Source organism: Xanthomonas sontii (genome assembly GCF_040529055.1).
Lineage (GTDB): Bacteria > Pseudomonadota > Gammaproteobacteria > Xanthomonadales > Xanthomonadaceae > Xanthomonas_A > Xanthomonas_A sontii.
Genome location: NZ_CP132342.1, coordinates 4,740,626 through 4,755,364 on the forward strand (window position 1 = coordinate 4,740,626; position 14,739 = coordinate 4,755,364).

Annotated in this window: 8 protein-coding genes; all 8 read right to left on the reverse strand. The window is 65.2% G+C overall.

Going from position 1 to position 14,739, the window contains the following annotated elements; all coding sequences use genetic code 11:
- Nucleotides 1-263: 263 nt before the first annotated feature.
- A complete protein-coding gene (tuf, locus tag RAB70_RS20100; protein ID WP_148828348.1) occupies nt 264-1,454 on the reverse strand; it encodes an elongation factor Tu in 1,191 nt (396 codons plus the stop codon).
- Nucleotides 1,455-1,544: 90 nt separating this feature from the next.
- Entirely contained in the window at nt 1,545-3,635 is a 2,091-nt protein-coding gene (gene fusA, locus RAB70_RS20105; protein ID WP_010341333.1) for an elongation factor G, read from the reverse strand.
- 138 nt (nt 3,636-3,773) lie between these two features.
- On the reverse strand, nt 3,774-4,241 hold the full coding sequence (gene rpsG, locus RAB70_RS20110; protein WP_010341334.1) for a 30S ribosomal protein S7: 468 nt from the start codon (nt 4,239-4,241) through the stop codon (nt 3,774-3,776).
- 12 nt (nt 4,242-4,253) lie between these two features.
- The gene (gene rpsL, locus RAB70_RS20115; RefSeq protein WP_003469157.1) at nt 4,254-4,628 is read right to left on the reverse strand and encodes a 30S ribosomal protein S12; all 375 of its coding nucleotides are present in this window, start codon (nt 4,626-4,628) and stop codon (nt 4,254-4,256) included.
- Nucleotides 4,629-4,856: 228 nt separating this feature from the next.
- Nucleotides 4,857-9,074, reverse strand: a complete 4,218-nt coding sequence (gene rpoC / locus RAB70_RS20120; protein WP_017908394.1) for a DNA-directed RNA polymerase subunit beta' — start codon at nt 9,072-9,074, stop codon at nt 4,857-4,859.
- A gap of 130 nt (nt 9,075-9,204) precedes the next feature.
- On the reverse strand, nt 9,205-13,356 hold the full coding sequence (gene rpoB / locus RAB70_RS20125; protein ID WP_017908393.1) for a DNA-directed RNA polymerase subunit beta: 4,152 nt from the start codon (nt 13,354-13,356) through the stop codon (nt 9,205-9,207).
- Nucleotides 13,357-13,659: 303 nt separating this feature from the next.
- Nucleotides 13,660-14,028, reverse strand: a complete 369-nt coding sequence (gene rplL / locus RAB70_RS20130; RefSeq protein ID WP_010341338.1) for a 50S ribosomal protein L7/L12 — start codon at nt 14,026-14,028, stop codon at nt 13,660-13,662.
- A gap of 63 nt (nt 14,029-14,091) precedes the next feature.
- The gene (gene rplJ / locus RAB70_RS20135) at nt 14,092-14,634 is read right to left on the reverse strand and encodes a 50S ribosomal protein L10 (RefSeq protein ID WP_010341340.1); all 543 of its coding nucleotides are present in this window, start codon (nt 14,632-14,634) and stop codon (nt 14,092-14,094) included.
- Between the last annotated feature and the right edge of the window lie 105 nt (nt 14,635-14,739).

A 14,739-nucleotide genomic window follows, 5' to 3' on the forward strand; every position in this document is an offset into this window, starting at 1 on the left:
CCATGCGACGCGACCTTCCCGGTCCTGCGAACACGAGCGGCGTCCTGCCTCTCTTTTCGCTGTCTTACCGGCGCCCTACCCAGGAACGCCGAGCCGTGCATTATAGCGACGACTTCACGCCTCCGCAACACCTCGCAACAACAAATCGCCAGAACATTCGCCTGCCCGGAAACGACGAAGGGCCGGCTTACGCCGACCCCTCGCGATGCCGGCGACCGAGGTCGCTGGCGATTCCAGCCGGCGGCCTTCGCCGCCGGAGGGCATTACTTGATGATCTTGGCCACCACGCCGGCGCCGACGGTGCGGCCGCCTTCGCGGATCGCGAAGCGCAGGCCTTCGTCCATCGCCACCGGGTTGATCAGCGTCACCACCATCTTGACGTTGTCGCCCGGCATCACCATTTCCACGCCTTCCGGCAGCTGCACCGCACCGGTGATGTCGGTGGTGCGGAAGTAGAACTGCGGACGGTAGCCCTTGAAGAACGGGGTGTGACGGCCGCCCTCGTCCTTCGACAGCACGTACACCTCGGCTTCGAACTCGGTGTGCGGCTTGATCGAACCCGGCTTGCACAGCACCTGGCCGCGCTCCACGTCGTCACGCTTGGTGCCACGCAGCAGCAGGCCCGCGTTGTCGCCCGCCTGACCCTGGTCCAGCAGCTTGCGGAACATTTCCACGCCGGTCACGGTGGTCTTCTGCGTCGCACGGATGCCGACGATTTCGATTTCGTCGCCCACCTTGATGATGCCGCGCTCGATACGACCGGTCACCACGGTGCCGCGGCCCGAGATCGAGAACACGTCTTCCACCGGCATCAGGAACGGCTTGTCCACGTCGCGCTGCGGCTCCGGGATGAACGAGTCCAGCGCGTTCACCAGCTTCAGGATCGCCGGCACGCCGATCTCGCTCTGGTCGCCTTCCAGCGCCAGACGGGCCGAACCGTGGATGATCGGGGTGTCGTCGCCCGGGAAGTCGTACTTGCTCAGCAGCTCGCGCACTTCCATCTCGACCAGCTCGAGCAGCTCGGCGTCGTCGACCATGTCGGCCTTGTTCAGGAACACCACGATGTGCGGCACGCCGACCTGACGCGACAGCAGGATGTGCTCGCGGGTCTGCGGCATCGGGCCGTCAGCGGCCGAACACACCAGGATCGCGCCGTCCATCTGCGCCGCACCGGTGATCATGTTCTTGACGTAGTCCGCGTGACCCGGGCAATCCACGTGCGCGTAGTGGCGCGTCGGGGATTCGTATTCCACGTGGGCGGTCGAGATCGTGATGCCGCGCGCCTTCTCTTCCGGCGCCGCGTCGATCGCGTCGTACGCCTTGAACTCGCCGCCGAAGCGCTCTGCGCCGATCTTGGTCAGCGCCGCGGTCAGCGTGGTCTTGCCGTGGTCGACGTGACCGATGGTGCCGACGTTGACGTGCGGCTTGGTGCGCTCGAACTTACCCTTTGCCATGTCTTCTCTACCTCGTGATTCGTATTGGGGGACGAGCGAGCGGGATGCGGCGCGGATCGGGTCCGCGGCACGCATCCCGTCGCTCTAATCTCAGTTCTTCTTGATGACCGAGTCGGCGATGTTGGCCGGCGCTTCGGCGTAGTGGTCGAACTCCATCGAGAAGGTGGCGCGACCCTGCGACATCGAGCGCAGCGTGGTGGCGTAGCCGAACATTTCGCCCAGCGGCACCATCGCGTTGATCACCTTGCCCGACGGGCTGTCGTCCTGGCCCTGCAGGATGCCGCGACGACGGCTCACGTCGCCCATCACGTCGCCCAGGTAATCCTCCGGGGTGACGATCTCGACCTTCATGATCGGCTCCAGCAGCACCGGGTTGGCCTTGTTGAAGCCTTCCTTGAAGCCCATCGAGCCGGCGATCTTGAACGCCATTTCCGACGAGTCGACGTCATGGTACGAACCGTCGATCAGGCGCACCTTGACGTCCACGATCGGATAGCCGGCCATCACGCCGTTGGCCACCGCTTCCTGGATGCCCTTGTCCACCGCCGGGATGTATTCCTTCGGCACCACGCCGCCGACAATCGCGTTCTCGAAGGTGTAGCCCTGGCCGCGTTCCTGCGGCTCGATCTCGAGCACCACGTGACCGTACTGGCCCTTACCGCCGGACTGACGCACGAACTTGCCTTCCTGCTTGACCGCCTTGCGGATGGTCTCGCGGTAGGCCACCTGCGGCTTGCCGACGTTGGCTTCGACGTTGAACTCACGCTTCATGCGGTCGACGATGATTTCCAGGTGCAGCTCGCCCATGCCGCGGATGATGGTCTGGCCGGACTCTTCGTCGGTGTTGACGCGGAACGAGGGATCTTCCTGCGCCAGACGGCTCAGCGCGATGCCCATCTTTTCCTGGTCCGACTTGGTCTTCGGCTCGACCGCCATCGAGATCACCGGCTCCGGGAACACCATGCGCTCCAGGGTGATGATGTGGTCCTGCGCGCACAGCGTGTCGCCGGTGGTGACGTCCTTCAGGCCCACCGCCGCGGCGATGTCGCCCGCGCGCACTTCCTTGATCTCTTCGCGGTTGTTGGAGTGCATCTGCAGGATGCGACCCACGCGCTCCTTCTTCGACTTGACCGGGTTGTACACCTGGTCGCCGGAGTTCAGCGTGCCCGAGTAGACGCGGAAGAAGGTCAGCGAGCCGACGAACGGGTCGGTCATGATCTTGAACGCCAGCGCCGAGAACGGGGCGTTGTCGGTGGCCGGACGGCTGTCTTCCTTCTCGTCCTCGTCGATGCCCTTGACCGGCGGACGGTCGCTGGGCGACGGCAGCAGCTGGATCACGCCGTCGAGCATGGCCTGCACGCCCTTGTTCTTGAACGCGGTACCGCAGTACACCGGCACCACTTCCACCTTCAGGGTGCGCTCGCGCAGACCGCCCAGGATCTCGGCCTCGGACAGGTCGCCCTCGTTGAGGTACTTGTCCATCAGGTCTTCGTTGGCTTCGGCCGCGGCCTCAACCATGAACGCGCGCGCTTCGGTGGCCTTGTCGACCAGGTGCGCGGGGATGTCGCGGTATTCGAACACGGTGCCCTGCGAGGCGGTATCCCAGTGGATCGCCTTCATCTTGACCAGGTCGACCACGCCCTCGAAGCCGTCTTCGGCGCCGATCGGCACCTGCATCGGCACCGGGTAGGCGCCCAGGCGGGCCTTCAGCTGCTCGACGACCTTGTCGAAGTTGGCGCCGGTGCGGTCCATCTTGTTGACGAACGCCAGACGCGGCACCGCGTACTTGTTGGCCTGACGCCACACGGTCTCGGACTGCGGCTGCACGCCGCCGACCGCGCACAGCACGAACACCGCGCCGTCGAGCACGCGCAGCGAGCGCTCGACTTCGATGGTGAAGTCCACGTGCCCGGGAGTGTCGATGATGTTGAAGCGGTGCTGCGGCATGGACTTGTCCATGCCGGTCCAGAACGCGGTGGTGGCCGCGGAGGTGATCGTGATGCCACGCTCCTGCTCCTGCTCCATCCAGTCCATCGTCGCGGCACCGTCATGCACCTCGCCGATCTTGTGGCTGACGCCGGTGTAGAACAGGATGCGTTCGGAGGTGGTGGTCTTGCCGGCATCGATGTGAGCCATGATGCCGAAGTTGCGGTAACGCTCGATGGGAGTGGTACGGGCCACAGGGAGCCTCTCAAATTTCTTGGATTTCGGATGGCCGAACGCCGCCTTGCGGCGGCCTTCGGATTTGTGCCACGCGCAACGGCGCGGCTAGCGGCACTCAGATGGTGCCAGCGGGCCCCGTTTCCAAGGCCCGGAAGGTCACCAGCGGTAGTGCGCGAACGCCTTGTTCGCTTCCGCCATGCGGTGAGTCTCTTCGCGCTTCTTGATGGCGCCGCCACGGTTTTCCGAAGCATCGACCAGCTCGGCCGCGAGCTTGCGCGGCATCGAGTTCTCGCCGCGCTTGCGCGCCGAGTCGATCAGCCAGCGCATCGCCAGCGCCATGCGACGGGAGGAACGCACCTCGACCGGCACCTGGTAGGTGGCACCACCGACGCGGCGGGACTTGACTTCGACCGCCGGAGCGACGTTGTCCAGCGCCTTCTGCACCAGTTCGATGGCGTTGGGGTTCTTCTCGCCGATCACGTCCATCGCGCCGTACACGATCTTTTCGGCGACCGACTTCTTGCCGCTCAGCATCACCATGTTGATGAAGCGGGCGATGGTTTCGCTCCCGTGCTTGGGGTCCGGGAGAACGGCGCGCTGCGGCGTATTACCTTTACGAGACATGTGTACTTTCCCTTAGCTCTTCGGGCGCTTGGCGCCGTACTTGGAACGACCCTGGCGACGCTTGGCGACGCCGGCGGCGTCGAGCGAACCGCGCACGGTGTGGTAGCGCACGCCCGGCAGATCCTTGACGCGGCCGCCGCGGATCAGGACCACGGAGTGCTCCTGCAGGTTATGGCCTTCGCCGCCGATGTAGCTGATGACCTCTTCCTGGTTGGTCAGGCGCACCTTGGCGACCTTGCGCAGGGCCGAGTTCGGCTTCTTCGGGGTGGTGGTGTACACGCGCGTGCAGACGCCACGGCGCTGCGGGCACTTGTCCAGCGCCGGAGAGGCGCTCTTGTAGGTGGTCGCCTGCCGCGGCTTGCGGACCAGCTGGTTGATCGTCGCCATCAGTGGATTCTTCTGATTGAGGCCGTCGGGCCTGGATGCGTGAAAACGAAGGCAGGCCGAAGGACGGCCTGCCGAGACAGGAAAGTATAGCGGGCAAGTCAAAGCGCCGTCAACACAACGGAATTTTTACTTGCTGGCCCATCCGGGGCCGGAATACGGGGCGCTTCCGCTGCGCCCCCTTTCGCGTGGTAGACCGGCCCCGCGGGCGGGACCGGTCCGGCGTGTTGCTTACTCTTCGCTGCCGGCAGCCGCCGGGGCGGAGGTCTCGACCGCCGGCTCGGCGCTGCCGCCGGACAGGGTCTGCATCTCCGACTCGGTCAGGCCGCTGGCGTTGCGGCGGCGCGTGTTGTGGTACGCCAGGCCGGTACCGGCCGGGATCAGGCGACCCACGATCACGTTTTCCTTCAGGCCGCGCAGCGTGTCGCTGGTGCCGCGGACCGCCGCCTCGGTGAGGACGCGGGTGGTCTCCTGGAACGACGCGGCCGAGATGAACGACTCGGTCGCCAGCGACGCCTTGGTGATGCCCAGCAGCACCGGCTCGTACTTGGCCGGCAGCTCGTTGCGGGTCACCAGGCGGGCGTTCTCCTCGATGACGCGCTGGCGCTCGGCCTGCTCGCCGTTGAGGAACTTGCTGTTGCCCTGGTCGGTGATCTCGACCTTGCGCAGCATCTGCCGGGTGATGACCTCGATGTGCTTGTCGTTGATCTTCACGCCCTGCAGGCGGTACACGTCCTGGATTTCCTTGACCAGGTACGCGGCCAGCGGCTCGACGCCCAGCAGACGCAGGATGTCCTGCGGGCTCGGCTCGCCGTCCACCACGGTTTCGCCCTTGGCCACGTGCTCGCCTTCGAACACGATGATCTGGCGGTACTTCGGGATCAGCTCTTCGTGCTCCGACCCGTCGGTGTCCTTGATGATCAGGCGCTGCTTGCCCTTGGTGTCCTTGCCGAAGCTGATGATGCCCGAACGCTCGGCCAGGATCGCCGGATCCTTCGGCTTGCGCGCTTCGAACAGGTCGGCCACGCGCGGCAGACCACCGGTGATGTCGCGGGTCTTGGACGCTTCCTGCGGGATCTTGGCGACCACATCGCCCACGCCGACCGGCGCGCCGTCCTGCAGGTTGACGATCGAGCGCGGCGGCAGCAGGTACTGCGCCGGCAGATCGGTGCCCGGGATGGTCAGGTCGTTGCCCTTGGCGTCGACGATGCGCACGATCGGGCGCAGGTCCTTGGCCTGGGTGCCGCGACGCTTCGGATCGGTGATCTCGCGCGAGGCCAGGCCGGTCAGTTCGTCGGTCTTCTCGATGACGGTGACGCCGTCGATGAAGTCGATGAAGCGGATGAAACCGGCCACTTCCGACACGATCGGGTGGTTGTGCGGATCCCAGTTCGCCACCGACTGGCCGGCCTTGACCGCGTCACCGTCCTTGGCGGTGATGGTGGCGCCGTACGGCAGCTTGTAGCGCTCGCGCTCGCGGCCGTGGCCGTCGAGCACCGACAGTTCGCCCGAACGCGACACCGCCACCAGCGAACCGTTGGCGTGCTCGACCGACTTGAGGTTGTTGAACTTGATCGAACCGGTGGTCTTGACCGTGATGTTGTCCACCGCCGCCGCACGCGAAGCCGCGCCGCCGATGTGGAAGGTACGCATGGTCAGCTGGGTACCCGGCTCGCCGATCGACTGCGCGGCGATGACGCCGACCGCTTCGCCGATGTTGACCAGGTGGCCACGGGCCAGGTCGCGGCCGTAGCAACGCGCGCACACGCCGAACGCCGATTCGCAGGTGATGGTCGAGCGGACCTTGACCGACTGCACGCCGGCCTCTTCCAGCTTGGCCACCCACTGCTCGTCGAGCAGGGTGTTGCGGGTGACGATCGGATCCTCGTCGTTGCCCGGCAGGAACACGTCCTCGGCCACCACGCGGCCGAGCACGCGGTCGCGCAACGGCTCGACCACGTCGCCGCCTTCCACGATCGGGGTCATGGTCAGGCCGTCGGTGGTGCCGCAATCCGGCTCGGTGATCACCACGTCCTGCGCCACGTCGACCAGGCGACGGGTCAGGTAACCGGAGTTGGCGGTCTTCAGCGCGGTATCGGCCAGACCCTTACGGGCACCGTGGGTGGAGTTGAAGTACTCCTGCACGTTCAGGCCTTCGCGGAAGTTCGCCTTGATCGGCGTCTCGATGATCGAGCCGTCCGGGCGGGCCATCAGGCCGCGCATGCCGGCCAGCTGACGGATCTGCGCCTGCGAACCACGCGCGCCGGAGTCGGCCATGATGTACAGCGAGTTCATCGACTTCTGGTCGATGGTCTCGCCCTTGGCGTTGACCACCTTCTCGGTGCCGATGGTGTCCATCATCGCCTTGGCGATACGCTCGTTGGTGCGCGACCAGATGTCCACGACCTTGTTGTAGCGCTCGCCGGCGGTGACCAGACCGGACTGGTACTGCTCCTGGATTTCCAGCACTTCCTGCTCGGCTTCGCCGAGGATGCCCTTCTTCTCCGACGGGATCAGCATGTCGTCGATGCCGATCGACACGCCGGCACGGGTCGCGTAGGCGAAGCCGGTGTACATCAGCTTGTCGGCGAACACGACGCTGTCCTTCAAACCCAGCTGGCGGTAGCTGGAGTTGATCAGGCGGCTGATGTTCTTCTTGGTCAGCTCGGTGTTGGCCAGCGCGAACGGCAGGCCTTCCGGCAGGATCTCGGCCAGCAGCGCGCGCCCGATCGTGGTGTCCACGATCGAGGCCTTCTTGGTGCGGTTGCCGTCCTCGTCGATCACCGTCTCGGTGATGCGGACCTTGACCTTGGCGTGCAGTTCGACCGCACGGTTGTCGTAGGCGCGCTTCACTTCGGCGATGTTGGCGAAGACCATGCCCTCGCCCTTCTTGTTCTCCAGGGCGCGGGTCATGTAGTACAGACCCAGCACCACGTCCTGCGACGGCACGATGATCGGCTCGCCGTTGGCCGGCGACAGGATGTTGTTGGTGGACATCATCAGCGCGCGCGCTTCCAGCTGCGCTTCCAGCGACAGCGGCACGTGCACGGCCATCTGGTCACCGTCGAAGTCGGCGTTGAACGCGGTACAGACCAGCGGGTGCAGCTGGATCGCCTTGCCTTCGATCAGCACCGGCTCGAACGCCTGGATACCCAGACGGTGCAGGGTCGGCGCACGGTTCAGCAGCACCGGGTGCTCGCGGATCACCTCTTCCAGGATGTCCCAGACTTCGGCTTCTTCGCGCTCGACCAGCTTCTTGGCGGCCTTGATGGTGGTGGCCAGGCCGCGACGCTGCAGCTTGGCGAACACGAACGGCTTGAACAGCTCCAGCGCCATCTTCTTCGGCAGGCCGCACTCGTGCAGACGCAGGGTCGGGCCGACCACGATCACCGAACGGCCGGAGTAGTCCACGCGCTTGCCGAGCAGGTTCTGACGGAACCGGCCCTGCTTGCCCTTGATCATGTCGGCCAGCGACTTCAGCGGGCGCTTGTTGGTGCCGGTGATGGCACGGCCGCGACGGCCGTTGTCCAGCAGCGCATCGACCGATTCCTGCAGCATGCGCTTTTCGTTGCGCACGATGATGTCCGGCGCGTTCAGCTCGAGCAGGCGGCGCAGGCGGTTGTTGCGGTTGATGACGCGGCGGTACAGATCGTTCAGATCGGAGGTCGCGAAGCGGCCGCCGTCCAGCGGCACCAGCGGACGCAGATCCGGCGGCAGCACCGGCAGCACGGTCATCACCATCCACTCCGGACGGTTGCCGGACTCGATGAAGGCCTCGATCAGCTTGATGCGCTTGGTCAGACGCTTGAGCTTGGTTTCCGAACCGGTGCTGGCGATCTCTTCGCGCAGGCGGGTCATTTCCGACTGCAGGTCGATGGTGCGCAGCAGTTCGTACACGGCCTCGGCGCCCATGGCGGCGTCGAAGTCGTCGCCGTGCTCCTGACGCGCGGTCAGGTACTGCTCTTCGGTCAGCAGCTGGCGGCGCTCCAGGGCGGTCAGGCCCGGCTCGGTCACCACGTAGGCTTCGAAGTACAGCACGCGCTCGATGTCGCGCAGGGTCATGTCCAGCATCAGGCCGATGCGCGACGGCAGCGACTTCAGGAACCAGATGTGCGCGACCGGCGAGGCCAGGTCGATGTGGCCCATGCGCTCGCGACGCACCTTGGCCAGGGTCACTTCGGTGCCGCACTTCTCGCAGACCACGCCGCGGTGCTTCATGCGCTTGTACTTGCCGCACAGACACTCGTAGTCCTTGATCGGGCCGAAGATGGCGGCGCAGAACAGGCCGTCGCGCTCGGGCTTGAAGGTCCGGTAGTTGATGGTTTCCGGCTTCTTCACTTCGCCGAAGGACCACGAACGGATCAGGTCCGGCGAGGCCAGCGCGATCTTGATCGCGTCGAAGTCCAGCGTCTGGCGCTGCTGGTTGAAGAGGTTGAGCAGGTCTTTCATTTGATTTCTCCGGGAATCGGGAATAGCGAATAGGGAATCGTTGGAAGCGGAGAGGCGGGACAGGAAACGCCGGCGGCCTGTGGGCAAACGCCCGGGCGGTTTCCTAGTCCCGACTCCTCATTCCCTGCCCTCAGTCTTCCAGTTCCATGTTGATCGCCAGCGAGCGGATTTCCTTCACCAGCACGTTGAAGGACTCCGGCATGCCGGCGACCATCTCGTGCTCGCCGTCGACGATGTTCTTGTACATCTGGTTGCGGCCCTGCACGTCGTCGGACTTCACCGTCAGCATTTCCTGCAGGGTGTAGGCCGCGCCGTAGGCTTCCAGCGCCCAGACTTCCATTTCGCCGAAGCGCTGGCCGCCGAACTGCGCCTTGCCGCCCAGCGGCTGCTGGGTGACCAGCGAGTACGGACCGGTGGAGCGCGCGTGCATCTTGTCGTCGACCAGGTGGTTCAGCTTCAGCATGTGCATGTAGCCGACCGTGGTGTGGCGATCGAACGCCTCGCCGGTGCGGCCGTCGTACAGCTGGGTCTGGCCGCTGATCGGCAGGTCGGCGAGCTCGAGCATGTGCTTGATCTCGGCCTCGGTGGCACCGTCGAACACCGGGGTGGCCATCGGCACGCCGTCGGTCAGGTTCTTCGACAACGCCAGCAGCTCCGCGTCGCTGAACTGGTCCAGATCCACGCGGTCCTCGCCCAGCTTCTGGTCGTGGTTGTAGATCTGCGCCAGGAACTTGCGCAGGTCGGCGACCTTGGCCTGGGCCTCGAGCATGTTCTGGATCTTGCGACCCAGGCCCTTGGCGGCCCAGCCCAGGTGCACTTCCAGCACCTGGCCGATGTTCATACGCGACGGCACGCCCAGCGGGTTCAGCACGATGTCCACGGTCTCGCCGTTGGCCATGTACGGCATGTCCTCGATCGGCTGGATCATCGACACGACACCCTTGTTGCCGTGGCGACCGGCCATCTTGTCGCCGGGCTGGATGCGGCGCTTCACCGCCAGGAACACCTTGACCATCTTCAGCACGCCCGGGGCGAGGTCGTCGCCGGCGGTGATCTTGCCGCGCTTGTCGGCGAAGCGACGCTCGAACTCCTTCTCGTGCGCCTGGATCTGCTTCTGCGCGCGCTCGATCGCCTCGGAGGCGTCCTCGTCCTTCATGCGCAGCGCGAACCAGTCGGACTTCTTCAGGCCGTCCAGGTAGGCGTCGCTGATGGTGTCGCCCTTCTTCAGGTTCGGACCGCCGTTGGCGACCTTGCCGATCAGCTGGCCACGCAGACGCGCATAGATCGCGCTTTCCAGGATGCGGAACTGGTCGTCGAAGTCCTTCTTGACCCGCTTGATCTCGTTTTCCTCGATCTGGCGGGCGCGCTTGTCCTTCTCGATGCCGTCGCGGGTGAACACCTGCACGTCGATGACGGTGCCGTCCATGCCCGGCGGCACGCGCAGCGAGCTGTCCTTCACGTCCGAGGCCTTCTCGCCGAAGATCGCGCGCAGCAGCTTCTCTTCCGGGGTCAGCTGGCTCTCGCCCTTCGGCGTGACCTTGCCGACCATGATGTCGCCGGCGCGCACTTCCGCACCGATGTACACCACGCCGCTCTCGTCCAGACGGTTCAGCGCCTGCTCGGACACGTTGGGGATGTCGGCGGAGATTTCCTCCGGCCCCAGCTTGGTGTCGCGCGCCACGCAGGTCAGCTCTTCGATGTGGATCGTGGTGTAGCGATCCTCTTCTACCACGCGCTCGGAGAGCAGGATGGAGTCTTCGAAGTTGTAGCCGTTCCAAGGCATGAACGCGATCAGCATGTTCTGGCCCAGGGCCAACTCGCCGATGTCGGTCGAGGGGCCGTCGGCCAGCACGTCGCCGCGCGCGATCACGTCGCCCACGTTCACCAGCGGACGCTGGTTGATGCAGGTGTTCTGGTTGGAGCGGGTGTACTTGATCAGGTTGTAGATGTCGACGCCGGCGTCGGTGCCGCCGCCGATCTCGGCCTCGTTGACCTTGACCACGATGCGGCCGGCGTCGATCTGTTCGATCACGCCGCCACGGCGGGCGTTCACGGTCACGCCCGAGTCGCGCGCCACGGCGCGCTCGATGCCGGTGCCGACCAGCGGCTTCTGCGCACGCAGCGTCGGCACGGCCTGGCGCTGCATGTTCGCGCCCATCAGCGCGCGGTTGGCGTCGTCGTGCTCCAGGAACGGCACCAGCGCGGCCGCGATCGACACGGTCTGCATCGGCGACACGTCCATGAAGTGCACTTCCGCCGGCGGCTTCAGCAGCGACTCGCCCTGGTAGCGGCACGGCACGAACTGCTCGGTCAGGCGGCTCTTGGCGTCGTGCAGCGCGTTGGCCTGGGCGATGACGTACTCGTTCTCTTCGATCGCCGACAGGTACTCGACTTCGTCGGTGATCTGGCCGTCCACGACCTTACGGTACGGCGTCTCGAGGAAGCCGTACTGGTTGGTGCGGGCATACACCGCCAGCGAGTTGATCAGGCCGATGTTCGGGCCTTCCGGCGTTTCGATGGTGCAGACGCGGCCGTAGTGGGTCGGATGCACGTCGCGCACTTCGAAGCCGGCACGCTCGCGGGTCAGACCGCCCGGACCCAGCGCGGAGACGCGACGCTTGTGCGTCACTTCCGACAGCGGGTTGTTCTGGTCCATGAACTGCGACAGCTGCGAGGAGCCGAAGAACTCCTTGATCGCGGCGGCCACCGGCTTGGCGTTGATCAGTTCTTGCGGGGTCAGGCCTTCGGACTCGGCCATCGACAGGCGCTCCTTGACCGCGCGCTCGACGCGGACCAGGCCCACGCGGAACACGTTCTCGGCCATTTCGCCGACCGAACGCACGCGACGGTTGCCCAGGTGGTCGATGTCGTCGACCACGCCGCGGCCGTTGCGGATCTCGGTCAGGACCTTGATCACGTCCAGGATGTCGGAGCTGTCGGCGTGCTCGGCGACCAGGCGCTTGGACTCCTCGTCGTTGCGCTCACCGAAGTACTTCTTGTCGTACAGCACCGACTCGCCGGTGACTTCCTTGCGGCCGACACGGCGGTTGAACTTCATGCGGCCGACCGTGGACAGGTCGTAGCGCTCGAAGGTGAAGAACAGGTTGTGGAACAGGTTCTGCGCGGCGTCCTTGGTCGGCGGCTCGCCCGGACGCATCATGCGGTAGATCTCGACCAGCGCCTCGAGCTGGGTCTTGGTCGGATCGATGCGCAGGGTGTTGGACAGGTACGGGCCGCGATCCAGGTCGTTGACCCACAGCGTGCCCACGGCATCGACGCCGGCCTTGCGGAACGCGGTCAGCTGATCTTCGCTGATTTCGTCGTTGGCGCTGGCCAGCAGTTCGCCGGTCGAGGCATCGACCACGTCGTGCGACAGGATGCGGCCGACCAGGTACTCGTCGGGCACGGCCAAAGCGGCGATGCCGGAGGCCTCGAGTTGCTTGACGTGGCGCGCGGTGATGCGCTTACCGGCTTCAACGATGACCTTGTCACCATCGGCCAGGTCGAAGTTCAGGGTCTCGCCGCGCAGGCGCTCGGGCACCAGCTCCAGCTGCACGCCTTCCTTCGGGTCGATGTGGAAGGTGTTGATCTCGAAGAACTCGGACAGCATCTCCTCGTTCGAATAGCCGAGCGCGCGCAGCAGGATCGACACCGGCAGCTTGCGGCGGCGGTCGATACGGGTGAACAGCGCGTCCTTCGGGTCGAACTCGAAGTCCAGCCAGGAGCCGCGGTACGGGATGATGCGGGCGCTGTACAGCAGCTTGCCCGAGCTGTGGGTCTTGCCGCGGTCGTGGTCGAAGAACACGCCCGGCGAACGGTGCAGCTGCGAAACGATGACGCGCTCGGTGCCGTTGACGATGAAGGTGCCGTTGTCGGTCATCAGCGGGATTTCGCCGAGGTAGACCTCCTGCTCCTTGACGTACTTGATCGCCTTGGTCGAGGACTCGCGATCGTAGATCACCAGGCGCACGGTCACGCGCAGCGGCGCGCCGTAGCTCATGCCGCGCTGGCGGCATTCACGCTCGTCGAACACCGGTTCGCCGAGCTTGTAGCCGACGTACTCCAGCGCCGCGTTGCCGCTGTAGCTGGAGATCGGGAACACCGATTTCAGGGCCGCGTGCAGGCCGTGGTCCGAACGCTTGTTCGGGTCGGTGTTCTCCTGCAGGAACTCGCGGTAGGAATCCACCTGGATGGCGAGCAGGAACGGCACTTCGAGGATCGAGCGCTGCTTGCCGAAGTCCTTGCGGATACGCTTCTTTTCGGTGAACGAATAAGACGTCATGAGGTATCACCTTGGCTGATGCGGGCCACGCGTCCGCGGCCCTGAGTGAACATAAATTGTCAGTTGGAAGTCGCTGGTATTGCCGGCACCAGCACGCCTTCTCCCGCTACTTCCAACTACCAACTCGGTGGTGAAGCGGGGACTGGGGAATGGAGAAAGGGGAATCGTGGAGCGCACGTAGCGTGGCTGTTCCGATTCTCCATTCCCGATTCCCGGTTCCCGCCTGAAACGGCCAAAGGCCGGGGGCTCTCGCCCCCAGCCTTCAGTGCATCGCCTTGAACGGCTGGCGATGCAAGGGACTGCTTACTTGACTTCGACCTTCGCGCCAGCGGCTTCCAGGTCCTTCTTGAACTTGTCGGCGTCTTCCTTCGACACGGCTTCCTTCAGGACGCCGCCGGCCTCGGTGAGGTCCTTGGCTTCCTTCAGGCCCAGGCCGGTGATGGCGCGGACGGCCTTGATGACGTCGACCTTCTTGGCGCCGGCGTCGATCAGGATGACGTTGAACTCGGTCTGCTCTTCGACCGGCGCGGCGGCCACGGCCGGACCGGCAGCGGCGACCGGGGCGGCGGCGGAGACGCCGAACTTGTCTTCGATGGCCTTGACCAGCTCCATCACTTCCATGAGGGTCTTTTCGGCGATTGCGTCGACGATCTGCTCGTTAGACAGGGACATTGTGATTACCTTTGGAATTTTTTCTGGATGAGGTTCTAGTGAACCGTTTCAGGTGTCGCGAACTTAAGCCGTTTCGGCCGGGGCTTCCGCTTCGGCGTCGGCAGGCGCGGCGTCGCCGCCGCCCTGCTTGTCGCCCACGGCCTTGACCGCACGGGCGAACATGCTCGCCGGCTCGGCCAGGACGCGTGCCAGCATGGCCAGCGCCTGCTCGCGGGTCGGCAGCGACGCCAACACCTCGAGATGAGCGGCCGGATACAGCTGACCACCCAGCGACACGACCTTGGCCTGCAGCTTGTCGTTACCCTTGGCGAATTCCTTGATCAGACGACCGGCAGCGCCGGGTTCTTCCGTCGAGAACGCATACAGCAGCGGACCGACCAGCGCGTCCTGGACGCACTCGTATTCGGTACCGGCAACGGCACGCGCGGCCAGGGTGTTCTTGACAACACGCAAGTACACACCGGTTTCGCGCGCCTTCTTGCGCATCGCGGTCATTTGCGAGACCGTGATGCCGGCGTACTCGGCAGCAACCAAGGAGTGGGCCTTCGCGGCGACGTCGGCCAGTTCGGCGACGACTTCTTGCTTCTGGGACAGATTGAGAGCCATTGCACTCCTCCGTTAAAGCCGGGAGTTGAAATGCGCGACCTGGGATGCGTCAGGAGCGACACCGCCGCTCTTGCCAACCCCCAATCCCGAATCCCGAATCCCTGC